At 70.9% G+C, this 21,212-nt stretch carries 17 protein-coding genes; 3 read left to right on the forward strand and 14 right to left on the reverse strand.

Translation table 11 applies throughout. The annotated features are described in order from the left end of the window. Positions 1 to 101: 101 nt before the first annotated feature. A complete protein-coding gene (locus ACWCP6_RS22575) occupies positions 102 to 977 on the reverse strand; it encodes an ABC transporter permease (protein WP_450934291.1) in 876 nt (291 codons plus the stop codon). Further along, positions 967 to 1,794 carry an ABC transporter ATP-binding protein gene (locus ACWCP6_RS22580; RefSeq protein WP_450934292.1) on the reverse strand — a complete coding sequence of 276 codons (828 nt, stop codon included), beginning with the start codon at positions 1,792 to 1,794 and terminating at the stop codon, positions 967 to 969. Before ACWCP6_RS22580 ends, ACWCP6_RS22575 begins: the two co-directional genes overlap by 11 nt. Positions 1,795 to 1,990: 196 nt before the next feature. Here ACWCP6_RS22580 and ACWCP6_RS22585 point away from each other — a divergent pair, with 196 nt between their 5' ends. Beyond that, the gene (locus ACWCP6_RS22585; RefSeq protein WP_450934293.1) at positions 1,991 to 3,583 is read left to right on the forward strand and encodes an ATP-binding protein; all 1,593 of its coding nucleotides are present in this window, start codon (positions 1,991 to 1,993) and stop codon (positions 3,581 to 3,583) included. Then, positions 3,580 to 4,272 (forward strand): response regulator, encoded by a 693-nt coding sequence (locus ACWCP6_RS22590; protein WP_450934294.1) that lies wholly within the window; start codon positions 3,580 to 3,582, stop codon positions 4,270 to 4,272. Before ACWCP6_RS22585 ends, ACWCP6_RS22590 begins: the two co-directional genes overlap by 4 nt. An 86-nt stretch (positions 4,273 to 4,358) precedes the next feature. Here the strand turns inward: ACWCP6_RS22590 and ACWCP6_RS22595 are convergent, their stop codons facing one another. From ACWCP6_RS22595 to ACWCP6_RS22620, 6 genes are all read right to left on the reverse strand, one after another. Beyond that, on the reverse strand, positions 4,359 to 5,951 hold the full coding sequence (locus ACWCP6_RS22595; protein WP_450934295.1) for a solute symporter family protein: 1,593 nt from the start codon (positions 5,949 to 5,951) through the stop codon (positions 4,359 to 4,361). Beyond that, positions 5,948 to 6,493 carry a DUF485 domain-containing protein gene (locus ACWCP6_RS22600; RefSeq protein ID WP_450934296.1) on the reverse strand — a complete coding sequence of 182 codons (546 nt, stop codon included), beginning with the start codon at positions 6,491 to 6,493 and terminating at the stop codon, positions 5,948 to 5,950. The genes ACWCP6_RS22595 and ACWCP6_RS22600 overlap by 4 nt, the downstream gene beginning before the upstream one ends. 59 nt (positions 6,494 to 6,552) lie before the next feature. Then, a complete protein-coding gene (locus ACWCP6_RS22605) occupies positions 6,553 to 7,248 on the reverse strand; it encodes a response regulator transcription factor (protein WP_450934297.1) in 696 nt (231 codons plus the stop codon). Next, entirely contained in the window at positions 7,245 to 8,396 is a 1,152-nt protein-coding gene (locus tag ACWCP6_RS22610; protein WP_450934298.1) for a sensor histidine kinase, read from the reverse strand. Before ACWCP6_RS22610 ends, ACWCP6_RS22605 begins: the two co-directional genes overlap by 4 nt. Next, positions 8,393 to 8,917 carry a DUF1453 domain-containing protein gene (locus tag ACWCP6_RS22615; RefSeq protein WP_450934299.1) on the reverse strand — a complete coding sequence of 175 codons (525 nt, stop codon included), beginning with the start codon at positions 8,915 to 8,917 and terminating at the stop codon, positions 8,393 to 8,395. Before ACWCP6_RS22615 ends, ACWCP6_RS22610 begins: the two co-directional genes overlap by 4 nt. Positions 8,918 to 9,084: 167 nt before the next feature. Next, on the reverse strand, positions 9,085 to 11,208 hold the full coding sequence (locus tag ACWCP6_RS22620; protein WP_450934300.1) for a DNA gyrase/topoisomerase IV subunit B: 2,124 nt from the start codon (positions 11,206 to 11,208) through the stop codon (positions 9,085 to 9,087). A gap of 436 nt (positions 11,209 to 11,644) precedes the next feature. Between ACWCP6_RS22620 and ACWCP6_RS22625 the strand changes: the two genes are divergently transcribed. After that, complete coding sequence (locus ACWCP6_RS22625) at positions 11,645 to 11,875, forward strand: DUF7455 domain-containing protein (protein ID WP_450934301.1); 231 nt, start codon at positions 11,645 to 11,647, stop codon at positions 11,873 to 11,875. A 165-nt stretch (positions 11,876 to 12,040) separates the two neighbouring features. Here ACWCP6_RS22625 and ACWCP6_RS22630 read toward each other — a convergent pair whose 3' ends face one another. The 6 genes from ACWCP6_RS22630 to ACWCP6_RS22655 all read right to left on the reverse strand — a co-directional run bounded on the left by ACWCP6_RS22630 (position 12,041) and on the right by ACWCP6_RS22655 (position 21,028). After that, entirely contained in the window at positions 12,041 to 12,871 is an 831-nt protein-coding gene (locus ACWCP6_RS22630) for a S1 family serine peptidase (RefSeq protein WP_450934302.1), read from the reverse strand. Between the two features lie 188 nt (positions 12,872 to 13,059). Then, entirely contained in the window at positions 13,060 to 14,598 is a 1,539-nt protein-coding gene (locus ACWCP6_RS22635) for an RNA polymerase sigma factor (RefSeq protein WP_450934303.1), read from the reverse strand. A gap of 450 nt (positions 14,599 to 15,048) precedes the next feature. Then, positions 15,049 to 15,936, reverse strand: a complete 888-nt coding sequence (locus ACWCP6_RS22640; protein WP_450934304.1) for a FadR/GntR family transcriptional regulator — start codon at positions 15,934 to 15,936, stop codon at positions 15,049 to 15,051. Positions 15,937 to 16,098: 162 nt separating this feature from the next. Further along, entirely contained in the window at positions 16,099 to 17,898 is a 1,800-nt protein-coding gene (locus ACWCP6_RS22645; RefSeq protein ID WP_450934305.1) for an ATP-binding cassette domain-containing protein, read from the reverse strand. 178 nt (positions 17,899 to 18,076) lie between these two features. Next, positions 18,077 to 18,835, reverse strand: a complete 759-nt coding sequence (locus tag ACWCP6_RS22650; RefSeq protein WP_450934306.1) for an NUDIX hydrolase — start codon at positions 18,833 to 18,835, stop codon at positions 18,077 to 18,079. Positions 18,836 to 18,952: 117 nt separating this feature from the next. Continuing rightward, entirely contained in the window at positions 18,953 to 21,028 is a 2,076-nt protein-coding gene (locus ACWCP6_RS22655; RefSeq protein WP_450934307.1) for a glycogen debranching N-terminal domain-containing protein, read from the reverse strand. Positions 21,029 to 21,212 lie beyond the last annotated feature (184 nt).

The following is a 21,212-nucleotide window of genomic DNA, read 5'->3' on the forward strand; positions in this document are numbered from 1 at the left end:
GAGGCGGGAGACCGCCCCGGGCGTGCGGTGGAGGCAGCGAGAGCCGTGTGGGGCTCGCGAGGACGGCGGCGCGCGATGCGGGCCGATGGGGCGGACGGGCGTCAGCGGTCCGAACCGGCCTGGACGGGCTTCCAGCGGAACAGCCGCTTCTCCAGCACCGTGAGGAGGGCCTCGGCGAGCAGTGCGACGACGGCGAGGATCACCATCGCGGCGTACACACCCGCGGCGTTGAAGGAGTTCTGCGAGGCCGACACGAGCAGGCCGATGCCCTTGGTGGCGCCGATGTACTCGCCGACGATCGCGCCGATCAGCGCGAAGCCGAAGCTGACGTGCAGACTGGTGAAGATCCACGAGGTGGCCGACGGAATGACGACCTGGAGAGTCACCTGACGGTTGCTGGCACCGAGGATGCGCGAGTTGTTGACCAGGTTGCGGTCGACCTCGCGGGCGCCCTGGAAGGCGTTGAAGAAGACCGGGAAGAAGACGAGGACGACGGCGGATGCGACCTTGGAGGCCGGTCCGAGTCCGAACCAGATGAGGAAGATCGGTGCGAGGACGATCCGTGGGAGGGCGTTGAGGACCTTGATGTAGGGCCCCAGCACATCGGCCATGAAGCGCACCCGGCCGAGCGCGATGCCGAACAGCACACCGCCGGTCACACCGATGACCCAGCCGAGCAGGGCCTCGTACAGCGTGTACCAGATCTGCTCCCACAGAGAGCCCTGAGCCGTGCCGTCGACCGCCCAGGTCCTCATCTGGGCCCAGATCTTCGAGGGCATCGAGAAGTTGAAGGCATCGATGACGCCCGCGCGGGCGAACCACTCCCACAGCCCGATCACGGCCACGAGCAGCAGGACACGGGCTGCGTAGACGACGATCCTGCGGTTGCGGGCCGCCTTCTGGCGGGCCGATGTACGGTCCGTGCCGGCGTCCTTGGCCAGGACGGACGACGTTGCGGTGACGGTCTCAGGCGACATGTGCCGCACCCCTTTCGCGCGTGATGCGGACCTCTTCGCCGAGCGAGGCCCAGATCTCCCGGTAGATCTCCAGGAAGCGCGGCTCCAGCCGCACCGACTCGACCTTGCGCGGACGCGGCAGGTCGATCTCGAAGACCTCCTTGACGGTGGCCGGCCCTGCTGTCATGACCACGACCTTGTCGGCGAGTGCGATGGACTCCTCCAGGTCGTGGGTGACGAAGACGACGGAGGCGCCGGTACCGGCCCACAGCTCCAGCAGTTCGTCGGACATCAGTGCACGGGTCTGCACGTCGAGCGCCGAGAAGGGCTCGTCCATGAGGAGGATCTCGGGGTCGTTCACAAAAGTCGCGGCGAGCGCGACACGCTTGCGCTGACCGCCGGAGAGCTGGTGCGGGTAGCGGTCCTCGAAGGCGGCAAGGCCGACGCGCGCCAGCCACTCACGTGCCTTCTCCTTCGCCTGATCCTTCGGCACGCCCCGGAAACGCGGGCCCGCCATCACGTTCGAGAGCACCGTGCGCCACGGGAAGACGGCGTCCTGCTGGAACACGAAGCCGACCTTGTCCCCGATGCCGCGCACCGGCTCACCGGCCACCAGGACCTCACCCTCGGTGGGCTCCTCCAGGCCGCTGACCAGCGTCAGCGTCGTCGACTTACCGCAACCGGTGGGTCCCACCACCGCGACGAACTCACCGCGTCCGACGGTGAGGTCCAGATCCCGTACGGCCGTGTGGAGCGCCCCCGACGGGGTCCGGAAGGCTTTGCTCGCGCCCCGCAGCTCGATGGCGGGGCCGCTCCGTTCGTTGTTCGTCTGGCTCATGGCCGGGACGGTAGATGTGGCCCCGGCCACAGCGTCAGCCTTGCGGTCACAACCCGTTCTTGTGCCCACAACCCCCTGTTGTGCTCGTTTTGCTCGCGCTACAACAACGAATGCGACACAGGGCCTGGGCAGCGGCGCTGTGGCCTGTTTACGTTGCGTTCACAGTCGGGCAACGACCGGGAGACAGGGGCGACGCATGCGCATCAGGTGGCCGCGCCGCGTCTCCGCGCAGGTCCTGGCCGCACAGCTGGCGATCACGACCGCCGTGACGGGGCTGGTGACGGGGCTGTTTCTGGCCCCACTGAGCTCCCAGCTCGACGAGCAGACGATGCGCCAGGCGCTGTCCATCGCACAGACCACCGCCGAGGAACCCGAGATCGCCCGGGACCTGCAGACCACCCCGCCGAGCCGTACGGGCCCGGTGCAGCGGGAGGCCGAACGGATCCGTGTGGCGACCGGAGCACTCTATGTAGTGATCATGGACACCTCGGGGACACGGTGGTCCCATCGGGATCCGGACCGGATCGGTGAGCCCGTCTCGACCAGTCCGCGCGCGCCCCTCGCGGGCCGGAGCGTCATGGAGATCGACAGCGGCACCCTGGGCCGCTCCGCCCGGGCGAAGGTTCCGCTGCGCGACCACGGCCGGATCGTCGGTGCCGTCTCGGTCGGCATCGCCTACGGCAGCGTGCGCAAGCAGCTGCTGAGCGTGGTGCCCGGCCTGCTGATGTACGCAGGCGCGGCCCTGACCGTCGGCGTCCTGGCCGCGATCGGTGTCTCACGCCGACTGCAACGCCGCACGCACGGCCTGGCGTTCGCCGACATCTCGGCGCTCCTCGACGAGCGCGAGGCCATGCTCCACGGCATACGCGAGGGCGTCGTCGCCCTCGACCGGACGGGCCTGATTCGCCTGATCAACGACGAGGCGGAACGTCTCCTCGGAATCGGCGCCGAGTCCATCGGACGCACCGTCGACGACGCCCTGCCACCCGGCCGCACCACCGATGTGCTGGCCGGCCGGGTGGACGGCGCAGACCTGCTCACCGTCAGCGGCGGCCGTGTCCTGGTGGCCAACCGCATGCCCACCGGCGACGACGGGGCCGTGGTGACCCTGCGCGACCGGACCGAACTGGAGTTGCTCGGCCGTGAGCTGGACTCCACGCACGGCCTCCTGGACGCTCTGCGCGCCCAGGACCACGAGCACGCCAACCGCCTGCACACCCTGCTCGGGCTGCTGGAACTCGGCCTGTACGACGAGGCCGTGGACTTCGTGGCCGAGGTCGCCGAGGGACAGCGCGCCTCCGCCGAACAGGTCGCCGAACGCGTCCACGATCCGCTCGTCTCCGCCCTGCTCGTCGGCAAGGCCGCCATCGCCGCGGAGCGCGGCGCCCTGCTCCACGTCTCCCCCGACACCCTCCTTCCCGACCGGGTCGTCGACCCCCGCGACCTGGTCACCGTGCTCGGCAATCTCATCGACAACGCCCTGGACGCCGCGACCCGCATCGAGGTGGAACTGCTGGCCGAGGGGACCACGGCCGTCCTGCGGGTGAGCGACAACGGTCCCGGCGTCCCGCCGGACATGCGCGAGCGCATCTTCGCCGAGGGCTGGACGACCAAGGAACCGCCCGCGCACCGCGGCCGGGGCCTCGGCCTGGCCCTGGTGCGGCGGCTCGCCGAGCGCTACGGCGGCATGGCGAGGGTCACGGCCCGGGCGGGCGGCGGGGCCGTCTTCACCGTCGTACTGCCGGAGGCGCTGAGCGAATCGATGGCTGCTACTGGAGGGACAGGATGATCGACGTCATGGTCGTGGACGACGACTTCCGCGTCGCAGAGATCAACGCGGCATACGTGGCCAAGGTTCCCGGCTTCCGGGTCACCGCCCGGGCCCACACCGCCGCCCAGGCCCTCGCGACCCTGGAACGCGTCTCCGTGGACCTCGTCCTGCTCGACCACTATCTGCCGGACGAGACGGGCCTGACCCTGGTGCGGCGCATGCGGCAGCTCGGGCACTCCTCCGACGTGATCATGGTGACCGCCGCGCGCGATGTGGCGACCGTCCAGGCCGCGATGCGGTACGGCGCACTCCAGTACCTGGTGAAGCCGTTCAGCTTCGCCGGCCTGCGCGCCAAGCTCGACGCCTACGCGGCGCTGCGCCGCACCCTGGACGGCGTGAGCGGCAGCGGCGAGGCCGGTCAGGAGCAGGTGGACCGCATCTTCGGCGCCCTGCGCACCGCCGACGCCGCTCCCGCCGAGCTGCCCAAGGGCCACTCCGCCCCCACCGCCGACCTCATCCGCGGTGTCCTCGACGCGGCCGCGCAGCCGCTCTCCGCCCACGAGGTCGCCACCCGGGCCGGGATCAGCCGCTCGACGGCTCAGCGCTATCTGAAGTATCTGGAACGCGCGGGCCGTATCACCCTCACCCTGAAATACGGCGACACCGGCCGCCCGGAGCACCGGTACACCTGGGCCAAGGCGCACTGAGGCTCCGCGAGCGGCCGGCGCGATCCCCGCCGCGGACCCGACCGGGCCGCCTGCGCGGCGCGGCGGGCAGGGTGATGCGCCGCAGCTCAGACCGCTCCCGCTCCGGTCAGTGAACGGACCTCGGTCTCCGCATGCCTGGCCTCGTCCGGCGGTTCCGGCGATGTGACGGTGCCCAGCCAGCCCGCGAGAAAGCCCAGGGGGATCGAGACCAGCCCGGGGTTCTCCAGGGGGAAGTACTGGAAGTCCACCCCCGGGAACAGGGACGTGGGGCTCCCGGACACCACCGGGGAGAGCACCACAAGGACGAGTGCAGGAGCCAGGCCGCCGTACACCGCCCAGACCGCACCGCGTGTGGTGAAGCTCCGCCAGAACAGCGTGTACAGCAGCACCGGCAGGTTGGCCGAAGCCGCGACCGCGAAGGCGAGGCCGACGAGGAACGCGACGTTCAGGTCCCGGGCGAGCAGCCCGAGGCCGATGGCGGCCACCCCGATGCCGACGGCGGCGACGCGCGCCACCGCGACCTCACTGTGCTGCCTGGCCCCCCTGCGCCGCAGTGAGGCATACAGGTCGTGGGCCACGGACGCCGACGAGGCGAGAGTGATCCCGGCGACCACCGCGAGGATCGTGGCGAAGGCGACGGCGGCCACGACCGCGAACAGCGCCGTTCCCCCCGTCGAGTCCGCGCCGCCGCCGACGTCGAGCGCCAGCAGCGGGACTGCCGTGTTCCCCGATGCGTTGGAGGCACGCACCGTGTTGGATCCCACGATCGCGGCCGCCCCGAAGCCCAGGACGATCGTCATCAGGTAGAAGCCGCCGATGAGACCGATGGCCCAGACGACCGAGCGGCGGGCGGCCCGCGCGGTCGGCACGGTGTAGAAGCGGGACAGGATGTGGGGCAGTCCTGCGGTGCCGAGCAGGAGCGCGAGGCCCAGGCTGATGAAGTCGAAGCGGGCGGTCCAGCTTCCGCCGTACTTCAGGCCGGGCGCCAGAAAGTCCATGCCGTGTCCGCTGTGCGCGGCCGCGGTACGCAGCAGCTGGTCGAAGTCACCGTGGAAGCGGGCGAGGACGAGCACGGTCAGCGTGATGGTGCCGCCCATCAGGAGCACCGCCTTGACGATCTGGATCCATGTGGTGGCCCGCATCCCTCCCAACGACACGTAGATCACCATCAGTGCGCCGACACAGATCACCGTCCACATCTGCGCCGTCCCGCTCCGGCCACCCAGCAGCAGCGCGACCAAGCTGCCCGCCCCGACCATCTGCGCCACCAGATACAGAACGCTCACGGTCACCGACGAGGTTCCCGCCGCGATGCGCACCGGCCGCTCCGCCATCCGGGCCGCCACCACGTCGGCCAGCGTGAACCGGCCGCAGTTGCGGACGAGTTCGGCCACCAGCAGCAGTACGACGAGCCAGGCGACGAGAAAGCCGACCGAGTACAGCAGCCCGTCGTAGCCGAAGAGGGCGATGAGTCCGGAGATACCGAGGAAGGAGGCGGCCGACATGTAGTCACCCGCGATGGCGAAACCGTTCTCCATGGGCGAGAAGAGGCGGCCGCCTGCGTAGAACTCCTCCGCTGAACCCTGCCGGGTCCGGCTTACCCATGTCGTGATCGCCAGCGTGACCGCGACGAATGCGCTGAACAGCAGTAGGGCCAAGGTCTGGTGATGGGCCGTCAAGACATCCCCCGTGTCAGTTCCTGGGTGTCCCAGCGCAGTTCCAGGGCCGCACGGTCACGGCGGAGTCGGGCATGACGTGCATACGCCCAGGTCAGCAGGAACGTGGAGAGGAACTGTGCAAGGCCGGCCAGCATCGCGACGTTCACCGCGCCGACCACGGGCCGCGCCATCAGCCCCGGCGCGACGGTCGCGGTCACCACATAGGCCACGTACCAGGTGAGGAACACCGCGGCCGCAGGGATCACGAACCGGCGGTAGCGGCGGCGCACTTCCTGGAACGCGGCACTGCGCTGCACCTCCAGGTAGACGGCGGCAGCGTCCCGCCGGGGCGCGGCGGAGTGCCGCGGCCCGGCGTGCGGCGAGGCGCCCGTACCGTCCGAATCGCCCCAGCCGTTGGCGAGTACGTCGTACCACGGGTCGTCCCAGGGAGCGTCCGTGTGTCTTCCGGCAGGCCCCGGGTCGATGTCGGACCCTTCGCGCAGCTCCCCCACGCGCTCGGGGCCACCCCCACGGCACGGGGGTAGATGACTCTTCGATTGCATGCCCAAGGATGGACAGATGGGGAAGATCCCGGACTCATCAAATCTGGCATTTCACCCCATCAGGTGATGGAGCTCCCCGGAGGCTTTGCGAGGCCGTGCACGTAGGCGTACCGGACGGCCTGGGCGCGGTCCTTGAGGCCCGCCTTGGCGAACAGGTTGTTGATGTGGGTCTTCACCGTGGCCGTGGAGACATGGAGCCTGCGGGCGATCTCCTGGTTGGTCAGCCCTTCGGCGATCAGTACGAGCACATCGGTCTCGCGCGCCGTGAGGCCGTCCGGGGGTTCGGCCGGGGGTGCAGGGTGCGGCTCGGGCTGGGAGATCCTTTCCAGCAGCCGTCGTTGGATCTGCGGCGACAGGCCTGCGTCTCCGGAGAGCACGCTGTGCACGGCACGCACGATCTCGTCGCCGCCGGCGTCCTTGGTGAGATAGCCCCGCGCACCGGCCTTGATCGCCGGGAACAGCGACTCGTCGTCGGCGAACGTGGTGAGCACGACGACCTGTGTGCCCGGGTACTCGGCCCGGATGCGCCGCGTCGCCTCCACTCCGTCGCAGCGCGGCATGCGCAGGTCCATCAGCACGACGTCCGGGGCGAGTTCGGCGACGAGAGCGACCGCCTCCTCCCCGTCGCCCGCCGACCCGACCACGTCGATACCGGGCAGCAGCCCCAGCAGCATCACGATTCCCTCGCGCACCACGGTCTGGTCGTCGGCGACGACCACGCGGGCGGTCGGCCCCCCGGAGCCGGTTCCGCTCATGCGGGCACCTTCAACGTCACTGCGAAGCCCTTCTCGTACGGCCCTGCGTGCAGCGTCCCGCCCAGCAGCTCGGCGCGCTCCCGCATCCCCAGCAGACCGTACCCGGATCCGGACTCGGCGAGTTCGCCCGGCTTGCCCCCTGAGTCCCTTACGTCCAAGGTCACCGCGTCCGGGCCGTAGTCGAGCCGTACGTCGATATTGGCGCCCGGGGCGTGCTTGCGGACGTTCGTCAGAGCCTCCTGTGCCACCCGGCGGACCGTCTGCGAAGCCTCCGCCGAGAGCGAGCGCCGCTCGCCCCCGACGGACAGCGCCGCCCGGTCGGCGGCACCCACCAGTTCGCACAGGAAGTCCTCCAGCGGGGACATGTCGCCGCGCAGCGCCGAGAGGGCCTGCCGGGTCTCGTCGAGGCCGTCGCGCGCCATGCCCCGTGCGGCGACCACCCGTTCGAGGATCTGTTCGCGGGGGGCGTCCCGCTCGATGAGCAACCTGGCCGCTTCCAGGTGGACCAGTTGGGCGGAAAGGCTGTGTGCGAGCACGTCGTGGATGTCGCGGGCTATACGGGCCCGCTCGGCCAGCGCGGCGGATGCGGCCTCGGCATCACGCGCCGCCCGCTCCTGGGTGAGGAGCCGCTGCGCGTTGCCCCGGGCCTCGGCGTCGAGCCGCAGAACGTATCCGGCGAGGGCGAGCCCGCCGGCGGTGGCCGCTGTGGTGAGCCAGACGTCGTCGTTCACCGCCGCGTACGCCGCAAGTGCCACGGATGACGCGGGCAGTGCCGCCGCGAGTGGCAGCCGCTCCAGTGCGGCGACCGCGCAGCCGCACCACAGGACGAGCGCCGGAACACGGAAGCCGGCCGCCTGAGCGCCGGTCGCGACGGCGAGGAGCAGCACATACAGGGCCAGCGACGGAACCAGCCGCTGCTGGAGCGTCGTGCGGAAGAAACCCCAGCCGGCTGCGCCGCACAGGGCGACCCCGAGGGCCACCACCGCGCTGCCCCAGCCGTGGATCCGGCCGTTCGAGAAGGTGGACCACAGGAAAATGCCGAGGGTGAGTAGACGCGCGGTCCGGGCGAGCAGACGCCGCGGCCGTGAGACTCCGACGTGGCTCAGCGCCTCCCGCGAGGGCCAGATGGTCCAGGTGTTGGGGGTCACACACGGTCCTTCCGCATCGCCACGGACACGCCGCCACCATAGGCGGCCGGTCCGGTGAACGGCAGACTCACCGACCGGGCCCGCCACATCAGCAGCATCGAGCGCATCAGCAGCGACACCGCGAGCGCCAGCAGGACCGCGCCCGTCCCCTGGTGGATGCCGGCCAGAGTCCCCAGGCCCACCAGGCCGATCCGGAGCGCAATGCCGATCACCCACGCGGCGACCGTCGCCTTGGTGCCGCGTGCCCACACCGTGCCGTCGGGCTCCTTCCATATCCGGCTCGTGGTCGCCCAGGCCGCCCCCATGACCAGGCCGACGACCAGTTCGCCGACGAGGAGCAGCACCGATGTCCCCGGGTGGTGCGGGTCGACGAGCCCGCCCTGGCGCACGGACAGGAACGCCATGACGCAGGGGATGAGCCACCACCGCCGGTCCGCGCCGACCTGCTGGGCCCTGAGCTGGCGGAACACCACCAGGACGACCACAGCGGCGATCACCGCGGCATCGAGGAGCGGGGACATCGAGGCCTCCGAAGGGCGAGAGGAGCTGGACCGCAACGCCTTCGAAGGTACGGAAATGCCCAGGCCGGAGGATCGGAGCCGGGGTGGAACGCGGGTGGATCAGGGGTCTCCACCCTCGGGTGGAGACCCCTGTGGTGCGCGGCGGGCCGCACACCGGTGACGACGGGCTATGCGTCGATGCGCGACCGGTCCAGCATGGCCGCGGAGCTGGTGATGAACTCCTTGCGCGGCGCCACCTCGTTGCCCATCAGCAGGTCGAAGACGTTCTCGGCGGAGTCGAGGTCGGCGATGTTGATCCGGCGCAGGGTGCGGTGGCGCGGATCCATCGTCGTCTCGGCCAGCTGGTCGGCGTCCATCTCACCGAGGCCCTTGTACCGCTGGATCGACTCCTTGTACCGCACGCCCTTGCGCTGGAGCTCCAGCAGCGTCTCGCGCAGTTCACGGTCCGAGTAGGTGTAGATGTACTTGTCCTGGCCCTTCTTGGGCTGGGACAGCTCGATCCGGTGCAGCGGCGGAACCGCGGCGAACACCCGGCCCGCCTCCACCATCGGCCGCATGTACCGCTGGAACAGCGTGAGCAGCAGACAGCGGATGTGCGCGCCGTCCACATCGGCGTCGACAAGGAGGATGATCTTGCCGTAGCGGGCTGCGTCGATGTCGAAGGTGCGGCCGGAGCCGGCTCCTATGACCTGGATGATCGCGCCGCACTCGGCGTTCTTCAGCATGTCCGAGACGGACGACTTCTGGACGTTGAGGATCTTGCCGCGGATCGGCAGCAGGGCCTGGAACTCCGAGTTCCGGGCGAGCTTCGCCGTACCGAGCGCGGAGTCCCCCTCGACGATGAACAGCTCGCTGCGCTCCATGTCGTCGCTGCGGCAGTCGGCGAGCTTCGCCGGGAGCGAGGACGATTCGAGCGCGGTCTTCCGCCGCTGCGCCTCCTTGTGCTGGCGGGCCGCGATGCGAGTGCGGGCCGCGGCGACGACCTTCTCCATCACGGACCGGGCCTGCGCCTTGGCGTCACGCTTGCTGGAGGTCAGGAACGCCTTGAGCTCCTTGGCGATGACGTTGGCGACGATCCGGTTGGCGGCCGAGGTGCCCAGCACCTCCTTGGTCTGTCCCTCGAACTGCGGCTCCGCGAGGCGCACGGTGACGACGGCGGTGAGTCCTTCGAGGGCGTCGTCCTTGACGACGTCGTCCTCGGCGACGCGCAGCAGCTTCTGGGACCTGAGCACCTCGTTCATCGTCCTGGTGACGGAGCGCTCGAATCCGGTGACGTGGGTGCCGCCCTTGGGGGTGGCGATGATGTTGACGAACGACTTGAGCGTGGTGTCGTAGCCGGTGCCCCAGCGCAGGGCGACGTCCACGCCGAGTTCCCGGGTGACCTCCGTCGGCGTCATGTGGCCGCGGTCGTCGAGAACCGGGACGGTCTCCTTGAAGGTTCCGTGTCCCGAGAAGCGGAGCACGTCGCAGACGGGCTTGTCGGCGGCGAGGTACTCGCAGAACTCGCTGATGCCTCCGTCGAAGCGGAAGGACTCCTCGCCCTTGCTGCCGCCCTCGCCGAGTCCGTACTCGTCACGGACCACGATGGTCAGGCCGGGGACCAGGAACGCCGTCTGGCGTGCGCGCTGGTGCAGCGTCTCCAGCGAGAGCTTCGCGTCCTTGAGGAAGATCTGGCGGTCGGCCCAGTAGCGCACGCGGGTGCCGGTGCGGGTCTTGGGGATCTTCTTGGCCTTGCGCAGGCCGCTCTTCACGTCGAAGGAGGCACCCGGGCCCTCACCCGCGAAGGCGCCGGGGACACCGCGCCGGAAGCTGATCGCATGGGTGTTGCCGCCGCGGTCCACCTCGACGTCGAGCCGTGCGGACAGGGCGTTCACGACAGAGGCGCCCACGCCGTGCAGACCGCCCGACGCGGCATAGGAGCCGCCACCGAACTTGCCGCCCGCATGCAGCTTCGTCATCACGACCTCGACGCCGGAGAGGCCGGTCTTCGGCTCCACGTCGACGGGGATGCCTCGACCGTTGTCCCGGACCTCGACACTGCCGTCGTCGTGGAGGACGACCTCGATGTGGTCGCAGTAGCCGCCCAGGGCCTCGTCGACGGAGTTGTCGATGATCTCCCAGAGGCAGTGCATCAGGCCACGGCTGTCGGTCGACCCGATGTACATGCCGGGCCGCTTGCGGACGGCCTCGAGACCCTCCAGGACGAGCAGGTGCCGAGCGGTGTAATTGGAACCGTCCCGGTCTGCTCCGGTCAGCAGCGCTGTGGACGGCACGGACGTCTCGGCGGTCACGCGGTTCGCTCCTCGCTGAATTTCAGGTGGGGCCCTTTGGGGTAAGGGGCCGGCGTCGGTCGCCGGTCAGAGGGTACCGAGGCCTGGTAGAGCCGTTGTAACGCCACCCTCGTCCACACTCAGACTAGTCCAGAGTCATACACCTGTTCGATCCCTCGATGGAGTGAAGCGGATATCACGTTCCCTTCGGCGCATGAACCATTTAGCCTCGGGGCACGTCCTCATGAACAACCGGCGACCGCCGGGAGGACCGATCCGAATAACGCGCGAACCCGTAAGACACGAAGACATGCATTACGGCACATTCGCCGCCAACCGGCAGCAGACAGCCGCCTCGGAGAGAAATTTTCGAGGAAAAGCCACGAGCGGGAACGTTTTCGGCCTGGTTGGATGTTGACCCTGGTACGACAGCTCGTCGAGCTAGAGAAGAGGCGACGTGACTACTGTTCTGACCCCCGCGACCCCCCTGACGGCCGCTGACCGGTGCGACCGCTGCGGCGCCCAGGCCTACCTGCGCGTCGTCCTGTTGAGCGGCGGTGAACTGCTCTTCTGCGCCCACCACGGTCGCAAGTTCGAGCCGGAACTCAAGAAGATCGCCGCCGAGATACAGGACGAGACGGAGCGGCTGACCGCCGTTCCGGCGTCCGCGAACGACGACGAACACTGAGGCCCAGCGCCTACGTCGACGAGCCAGCACCGGCACCAGGCCGGTGACCGGGCGGCCACTCCCCACCACGGAGAGTGGCCGCCCGGTCGTAGCGGCTCGTCCCTATCCGCCGGGTCGCGCCCGAGAGCGCGCCCCGCACCTCCGCGACCGGGAAGCCCGGCGCGCTCAGGACACCGGAGAAGTGTCCGAGAGCACACCGGAAATACGGGTGTACACCCCGGGGCTGTCCGCACGCCCGCAGCCGCTTCCCCACGACACCAGGCCGATCAGACGGCCTCCGGCCACCAGGGGACCGCCGCTGTCGCCCTGGCAGGCGTCATGGCCTCCCTGTGGCACTCCCGCGCACAGCATGGAGTCGGGCAGGTACTTGCCGTCCGGCACCCCCGGGTAGGCCCGCTGACAAGACGAGTCGGGCAGCACCTGAACGTCGGCGGCATGCAGAACCTGCGCATACGACCCCACGCCCGTGGTGTCACCCCATCCGTAGACCTTGGCCTGGGTGCCCTCCCGGTACGCGGGGTCTCCGCGCCCCGCCATGGGGATCACATAGCTCGCCGGCAGCGGCGTCTGGAGCGTCAGCGCCGCCATGTCCCCGGCATTGGTCGCACTGTCGTACCCGGGATTGATCCGTACGCTGCGCACCGCGACCTCGGTACCGTTCGTGGTCCGCAGATCCGTGCGCCCGGCGATGACCTTCAGGTCGCGGACCGAACCCGTCGACCCCCCGAGGACGTCCTCACCGACGCAGTGGGCAGCGGTCAGCACGGTCGACCGGCCGACCACGACTCCACCGCAGAACTGGCCCGCCCTCGTACCGCCGAACCGGTCACGACTGGAGAGCGCCACCACCCACGGACTGTCGGCGATCTGGACCGGGTATCCGCCGACTACGACGCTGTCGGCTACGGCGGGAGCCGGGGAAGCCAAGGGCAGCGCGGCTGACGCGGCCAGTGTGGCCATGACCCCGGTCAGCCTTCGGGCGATGGGACGGCGCATGAGCTCTCCTCACTCTGGGTCGCTATGAGATACCCACAGTGATTCAGGGTGCGTCATGCCGCACCCTCAGGCCTCCCGCCGCTGCCCCGCGAGGACACCGGGCGCCGATTTACCCCTCTCCCTCACCCGGGCACGCCGATGGCCCGACCCCTGACGGGGCCGGGCCATCGGCGTCGCCGGGGCGTGGCTCAGTCGAGGTAGTCGCGCAGCACCTGCGAGCGCGACGGGTGACGGAGCTTCGACATCGTCTTCGACTCGATCTGACGGATACGCTCTCGCGTCACGCCGTAGACCTTGCCGATCTCGTCGAGGGTCTTCGGCTGGCCGTCGGTCAGACCGAAGCGCATGGACACGACACCGGCTTCACGCTCGGAGAGCGTGTCGAGCACGGAGTGCAGCTGCTCCTGGAGCAGCGTGAAGCTGACCGCGTCGGCCGGGACGACCGCTTCGGAGTCCTCGATCAGGTCACCGAATTCGCTGTCGCCGTCCTCGCCCAGCGGTGTGTGCAGGGAGATGGGCTCGCGGCCGTACTTCTGGACCTCGATGACCTTCTCCGGGGTCATGTCGAGTTCCTTGGCCAGCTCCTCCGGAGTGGGCTCACGGCCCAGGTCCTGGAGCATCTGGCGCTGCACGCGCGCGAGCTTGTTGATGACCTCGACCATGTGCACCGGGATACGGATGGTGCGGGCCTGGTCGGCCATGGCGCGGGTGATCGCCTGACGAATCCACCAGGTGGCGTACGTCGAGAACTTGTAGCCCTTGGTGTAGTCGAACTTCTCGACCGCGCGGATCAGACCGAGGTTGCCCTCCTGGATGAGGTCCAGGAAGAGCATGCCGCGGCCGGTGTAGCGCTTGGCCAGGGAGACCACCAGACGGAGGTTGGCCTCCAGGAGGTGGTTCTTGGCGCGGCGGCCGTCCTCGGCGATGATCTCCAGCTCACGCTTGAGCTTCGGGGCAAGCTTGTCGGCGTTGGCGAGCTTGTCCTCGGCGAACAGGCCGGCCTCGATGCGCTTGGCGAGCTCGACCTCCTGCTCGGCGTTGAGCAGGGGGACCTTGCCGATCTGCTTCAGGTAGTCCTTGACCGGGTCGGCGGTGGCACCGGCGGCGGCGACCTGCTGCGCGGGCGCGTCGTCCTCGTCCTCGTCGGACAGGACGAAACCCTGGCTGCCCTCCTCGGCGGGCTCCTCAGCGCCGGGCTTGCCCGGGGTCTCCTCGATGGCCTCCTCGTCGAGGAGCTCGTCGGCGTCCTTCTTGGCGGTGGTCTTCTTGGCCGCCGTCTTCTTGGCGGTCGTCTTCTTCGCGACGGCCTTCTTGGCAGTCGTCTTCTTGGCAGCGGCCTTCTTGGCGGGCGCGGCCTCTTCAGCGGGGGCATCGGTCGCCGCAGCCTCGGGGGCGGCGCTCGGCGTGGTCTTCTTGGCCACGACGGGCTTCGCCGCCACGGTCCTCGTGGCGGTGCGCTTGGCCGGGCTCTTCGCTGCGACGCTCTTTCGTGTGCGCTTGGGCTCCGCGGCACTGACCATCAGCGTCACACCCTCTTCCTCGAGGATCTGGTTGAGGCTGCGCAGTACGTTCTTCCACTGAGTGGCCGGAATCTGGTCAGCTTCGAAGGCCCGACGCACGTCATCGCCGGCGATCTGCCCCTCAGCCTTTCCCCGCTCGATGAGCGCCATGACAGAGACGGACTCGGCGATCTCCGGCGGGAGCGTACGGGATGTGCTGGCCGACACGAACAACCTCTCGGAACGTTGGAAAACGGCTTCCGGCCCGGTCCCGTGTGGACCGGAGCCGACGACCGCCGACTTGGGGATGGGTCGACGGCGTGGGCGGGGGCCGGGAAGTTGCACAGCGCCATGAACGACGGCTGTATTCCCTCCTCGGCTGTCACCTCTTAGGTCATCGCACAGTTCCGAGGAGCGTTACGCCCAATCTGCGTGGCCCGAGTCACACCCCGTAAGCGTTCAAAAGCGCGTAGATACGGGCAGAAGCGGTCACACCGTGGACTCCTGACGGGTACCCGCGATCCCCGCGGCCATGTCGGCTCCACCCCTTCGGCGCATCACCGGACCCGTGGCGGGCCCGCCGGGGCGCCACGACGGGTCCGGTGATGCGTGCGCGAGCTGGTGCGGCGCGCACCCTGCCCCGGAATGCGCCGTGGGCGCTGCCGGAGGCCGGGGCGTTCAGTGCTCGCGAGGGGCGGGAACGACGCGCTCCACCTCGGGGTGGACGGTGAGGAGCTGGCGCATGGCCGCCTCGGCGGCCGCGCCGTCGCCGGCGGCGAGGGCGTCGACGATGCGGGTGTGGTGCCCGAGGGACGCGTCGTGGGGGCGCTCGCAGCCGGTGACGGGGCCGCCGGAGACCTGGAGGGCGGCGGAGACGATCCCGGAGAGGTGCTCGAGCATGCGGTTGCCCGCGACCTGGATGAGCAGGGAGTGGAATTCGGCGTCGGCGCGGGAGAACGTGAGGGAGTCGCCCTGTCCGAGGGCGTGACCCATGATCTCGACCATGTCGCCGAGGCGCTGCTGGACGTCTTCCCGGCCGTGGCCGGCGGCGAGGCGGGCGGCGAGCGGCTCGATGGTCCAGCGCAGTTCGCTCAGCTCCCGGCGCTGGTCGTCGCGCTGCGGCCCGAAGGCCCGCCACTCGATGATGTCCGGGTCCAACAGGTTCCAGTCGCTGACCGGACGCACGCGCGTTCCGACATTGGGGCGGGCACTGACCAGGCCCTTGGCCTCGAGGACGCGGAGGGACTCCCGGACGACGGTACGGGAGACCTCGAATCGCTGGCCGATCTCCTCGGGGACGAGCGGACGGTCCGCACCCAGGTCGCCGGAGACGATCATCTGGCCCAGTTGCTGGACCAGTTGACCGTGCAGGCCACGGCCGCGGCTACCCGCGGCCCGCCGGCCGACGCGGCCCAGCTCGGGGTCCGCGCTCTCCCAGGAAGGGGTGCCGATGCGTTCGATGCCGGAGGCCTCCGCGTAGGGGTATCGGTCGAGTTCGCCCGGTCCGACGAGGCCGGAATCCGCGGAGCGGGCGGTGGTCATCATGGTGTGCGCAAGGGTACTCACGGATCCTTTGTCGGCTCCGCTCCCAAGCGCCTTGAGGTCTTTGGTGAAAAGCACACGAAAGGGTGATCGCTTACCTCGCCGCAATTGACGCCTTATCGGAAAGAAATGGGCGTCGGTCGGGACGGTGTGCTCAGCTCGGGTCCGGAAGGGGTCGGACTCCGGTCAACGGGCCCTGCCACGAAGGGCGGTGAGCAGATACGCGCAGAGCAGTGCGGTCACGGACAGCATCAGCGCACCGCCCACCGGTTGCACGATCATCCGCACGCAGGCCTCCATGTACCGCTCGACACCGAACGGCCACTGCACCAGTGCGAGGTCGCGCAGCCGCGCTGGGAAGCCGGCGGCGGTTCGCACGGAAGGTCCCTCCATGGCCTTCTGTACGAGGGGCACGACGACGATCGGAACGCCGAGCACGGCCGCGAGTCCTGCGGTCGTGGAGCGGAACACCCCGGCGGCGAGCACGCCCGCCCAGGCGCATCCGGCGACGAAGGCGATCCAACTCGCCGACAAGGAGAGCCACTCGCCGGGGACCCCGGTGAGCTCGTGTCCGTAGACGAGCTGGAGCGCCGCCGCGTCGCAGCCGACGGTGAGGAAGGCCAGCAGCAGCGCCGTCCCGGCAGCCACGACGAGCTTGGCGCCGAGCAGTCCCAGGCGCCGCGGAACGGTGCCCCGGTCCGCCGCGAGGGCGGGATGGCGGAACTCGTCACCGAAGGCCAGGGCGCCGAGCAGCCCGGCGCCCAGGGCTGCGGGCGGCAGGGGAAGTTCCGGGGGCCAGGCCGCGAGCAGCCGCGGCTGAGCGGTGTGGCCCGTCCTGGCCAGGAGCACCGAGAGGAGGACCGAGCCGACCAGCACGGCGGCGGCGGTGACGTAGCCGGCGGCGATGCCGGTCGCGCGGCGCAGTTCGTAGCGCAGGGGGCGCAGCGGGCTGCGGGGCGGCCGGACGGAGACGACGGGCCGCGGACTCGGTTCCTCCGGCGCGGGGTCGGGGCCTTCGGCGGGGTCCGCCGGGGCGGCCGGAGCCTCTTCGCCGGCGTACTCGGCCGAGGGCCCCCCGGCCGGTGGGACCGTGGCGCCGTGCGGCGCACCCGGCCCCATGTCACCGACCTCGTCGGCCAGTTGGTGGACGAGGATGCCGTGCCGGAACGCGGTCTCGCCGACAGTGGCGCAGCTGGCTCCGTAGACGGACAGCCGGTTGCCCTCCTCCTCGACCACTTCCAGGGAGCGATGCGCCGTTCTCGCCTCCTTGCTGAGCAGGGCGCCGAGCCTGGCGGCGTACGGGCTGCGTACGGCGACTCTCGGGCGGAGCCGGGTGCGGGCGAATTCGGTGGCCGGCTGGTCCGCGACGAGCCGGCCGCGGTCGAGGGTGACGACGTGATCGGCGTGCTGCGCGGCCTCCCGCGGGTCACCGGTGGTGAACAGGACGGTCCCGCCGTCGTCCGCGTGGTCGCGCAGCACCGCGTGCAGCCACTGACCCTCACGGCCGGACAGTCCGTGGGTGGGGGCGTCCAGGACGAGGGTGTGGGGGTCGGCCAGCAGGGCGCAGGCGAGGCCGAGGCGGCGGTCCAGGCCCCGGGAGAGGGTGCCCAGCCGCTCGTCCCGCAGACTCACCAGGCCCACGATGTCGAGGACTTCGTCGGCGCGCTGCACGGGCACTCCGACCGCCGCGCAGAGCATGCGCAGCTGGCCCCGGACGGTGCGTGCCGGGTGGCCCGGTACGTCGCCCAGGTGGACCCCGACCTCGTGCGAGGGGTGGGGGATGCGGTGCAGCGGCCGGCCTCGGAAGTAGGTGATGCCGCGGCCCTGTTGGAGTTCGAGCATCAGTCTCAGCGCGGTCGACTTGCCCGCGGCCGGGGCTCCGAGCAGGGCGGTGACACGTCCGGGGGGCGCCTCGAACGACACGTCGTCGACGGCGGGTGGGAGCTCCTTGCGGGCATTGCTGGTCAGTCCGATGGCCTGGATCATCGCTTCTCTCGCAGGAGGTGCGACCGCTCGGCGGCCGGGGCCCGCCCGCCCGGATCGGGGACGGACGGACCCCGTAGGTACCACAGCAAGATATCGTGACAATTCCGACTTTTCGGTCAGGACTGTCCGCCAGGGGCGTCGCGGGTCCCCGCATCGCCGTCGGCGCGGCGGGGCCGGATCAGACCTCGGGCCGCAGCATCGGCGGGTTGAGCAGCGTGGCACCGCCGGCCCGGAACAGCTGCGCAGGGCGGCCGCCCTGCCGCGTGGTGGTCCCGCCGGTGGGAACGAGGAAGCCCGGGGTGCCCGTCACCTTGCGGTGGAAGTTGCGCGGGTCGAGAACGACACCCCACACCGCCTCGTAGACGCGGCGCAGCTCCCCGACGGTGAACTCGGGCGGGCAGAACGCCGTGGCCAGCGAGGAATACTCGATCTTGGACCGCGCACGCTCCACGCCGTCGGCCAGGATCTGGGCGTGATCGAAGGCGAGTGGCGCGGCCTGCTCGCCCTCTCTGGCGTATCCGCCCTGGTTGAGCAGTTCCCCGACGGGCGCCCAGCGGGCGCTGTGCGCGTCACCGCCCGCCCGGGGTGCCGGGAGGTCCGGGGCGAGTGCGAGGTGCGCCACGCTGACGACGCGCATCCTCGGGTCGCGCTCGGGGTCGCCGTAAGTGGCGAGCTGTTCCAGGTGGGCACCGTTGTCCTGCGCCGGTGCGGACGGGTCGTGGACGCAGAGGCCGGTCTCCTCGACCAGCTCGCGCGCCGCTGCCGCGGCCAGGTCCTCGTCGGCCCGTACGAAGCCACCGGGCAGCGCCCAACGCCCCTGGAAGGGCGGCTCACCACGCCGGACCGCCAGTGCACACAGGGCGTGACGGCGCACGGTCAGCACGACCAGGTCGACGGTGACAGCAAAGGGCGGGAAGGCCGACGGGTCGTAGGGCATGCCGCGATCATAGTCGTCTCCCTGACGATAAACACTCCCTTCCCGGATCGCTTCCGTTTTCTCTTCCCCCGCTTCACCCGAGGTGGCACGGCTCCCGAGCGGGCCGGGGCAAGGCGTTCACACTCCCAGTTGAAGGCCCTGCGCCGCCTCCTCCACCATGGCGAGTCCGCGCCGCGTCACCCTCACCGAGAACGGCGCTCCCGCCACCCGTAGCCCGGTCAGTCCGACCTCCCCCAGCGGCGCGCCGCTCAGGGGACGCAGCGTGACGGTCCCGGCGGGGACGTCCGGGCGGATCCCCACCAGCGTCATCAGGATCTGCACGCCCGCGGCCGCTGCGGTGGCCGCGGGACGACAGGCGGCCGGGTGCGGCAGCGGGGCGCCGCCCTCGGTGCGCGGCTCCCCCGCGAACATCTCGGGAAGCCGGTGGCCGAAGGCATCGGACGCGGCGAGCAGGCCCCGGACGAGCACACAGGCCTCTTCCTCGTGCCCTGCCGCGGCCAGACCTGCGGCGGCTGTCGCCGTCTCCTGCACCCGCACGGCCCCGGCCCGGTGTCCGAACGGGTTGTACAAGGCCTCGCGGGCGCCGAGGCCGCGCAGCCCCCAGCCCGAGTCGATGGCGGGCCCGCCGAGCAGGCGGGCGAGCTGTTCCGTCTGTGCCTTGTCCAGCAACCCCTGCGCGAAGGCTCCGTCTCCGAGGAGGCCGGTGTCGAGGAGGGGAACGGCACCGCAGCCGAGGTGCGTGATCGGACGCCCGTCGTGTCCGAGTGCCGCCGCGGGTCTGCCGCCGCCCGGGCCCTCGGTCCAGAAGTCCTCCCTGAATCTCGTGCGCAGTTCCCCGGCCCACTGCCGCAGTTCGTCGGCGCCCTCGCGGCCACAGGCCTCCAACAGATCGGCGCCGAGCAGCGCGGCGCGATGGGCGTGCGCCTGGGTGTCACAGCGCACCATCCCTCCGGGACGCCGGTCGGCCAGGTATCCCCGGTCGTCGACCGTGACGCGCAGCCAGGCCAGGCAGCGTTCCGCGGTCGGCAGCAGCCCCTCCGTCTCATGGTCGGGCAACCCCCAGCGACGCGCCTCCGCCAGCAGCACCGGGAACATCAGTGTCGCCTCGACGGCCGTCGATCCGGGCGGCAGATGTGGTCCGGAGTCCCGCATCGGGCCGGGGATCAGGCCCGTCCGCGGGCCCGCGGTCTCCTGGGTGCGGGCGAGGGTGCGCAGTGTCCCGGCCGCGAGCCGGGTGCCGAGCGGCAGGGCCATGCGCGCCGCCGTCAGGGCCTCGGCCGCCGCAAGGCCCGGGCGCCACGGGACTCCCCCGGCGAGGTGGACATCGCCCGGATGCGCGTGATCACGCAGCAGCAGGGCCCGCAAGTCCGCCACGCAGACGTCCAGGAGGCCGCGCACCCGGTGGTCGTCGCCGGTGGCCCGGGCCGCGGCGAGGGCCGCCGGGGCCCCTCGGGCCGCGGGACGGGGCGCGGCACCACGCCCCGTCCTCACCTTCAGTTCGAGGGTCCGGGAGCCACCGGGTGGCAGCTCCAGTTCCCAGCGCAGCAGTCCGGCGGAGGCAACCGCGTCGAGTGGGGGCGGGTCGGCCGTGACCGCGGCGTCGCCGTGGGGCGAGACCCAGCGCAGGCCGCTGCCGTGGACGGTGGCAGGCAGCTCTGCCGGCGTCCGGCCGGCAGCCACCGCACCCAGATCGGCCAGGTCCGTGCCGAGCGACACCTCGACGGGCAAGCGCAGTGCGCGGTCGGCCGTGCTGCGCAGGGTGATGCGTTCGGTGCCGTTGGCGTGCCGGATGCACTCGACGATCACGTCGGGGTCCGGGCCCGAGTCGGCGGTCGTGCGCAGGGTCGCCACGAAGCGGACGGCATCGGCGGAGACCGGGCCCGCGCGGGCGATGAGGGGTTGCCGTCCCGCCACCGTCAGACGGCAGCGCGAGAGGAGACGGCGTCCGGCTCTGTAGAAGCCCTCCAGCCCCTGGCCCGTCAACTGCCCCTGTTCCGTGCAGATCACGAGCCCGGGGAGGGCGACTCCGATCAGGGCGGTGTGCACCGGGGGCAGCTGCCCCGGGCGGCTCGGCGGCCTGCCCGGCCGTGGCACCAGCGACGTGCCGGGCCGGGCCGCAATCGCGGGCAGTGCGGGCCGCAACTGGTTCCGGCCCGCGCCGTCGGCTCCAGCGGCAGGGATGAGGGGAGGCATGCGGCGCCTTCTTGTGTGGTCGCGTCGGGTCGGGGGGATGGCAGCGACTCCGGGGTACCGGGGTCGCTGCCCCGTCCGGCGACGCCTGGGCCTGCCTCGCCGCGACCCCGCGTGCCTGCGTCGGCCCGGGGCGGGGCACCGGCGTGGCCCGGCGTCACCGCGGGCCACACAGGTGAACGCAGCG

The sequence above is a fragment of the Streptomyces sp. NPDC002004 genome, from assembly GCF_053593975.1.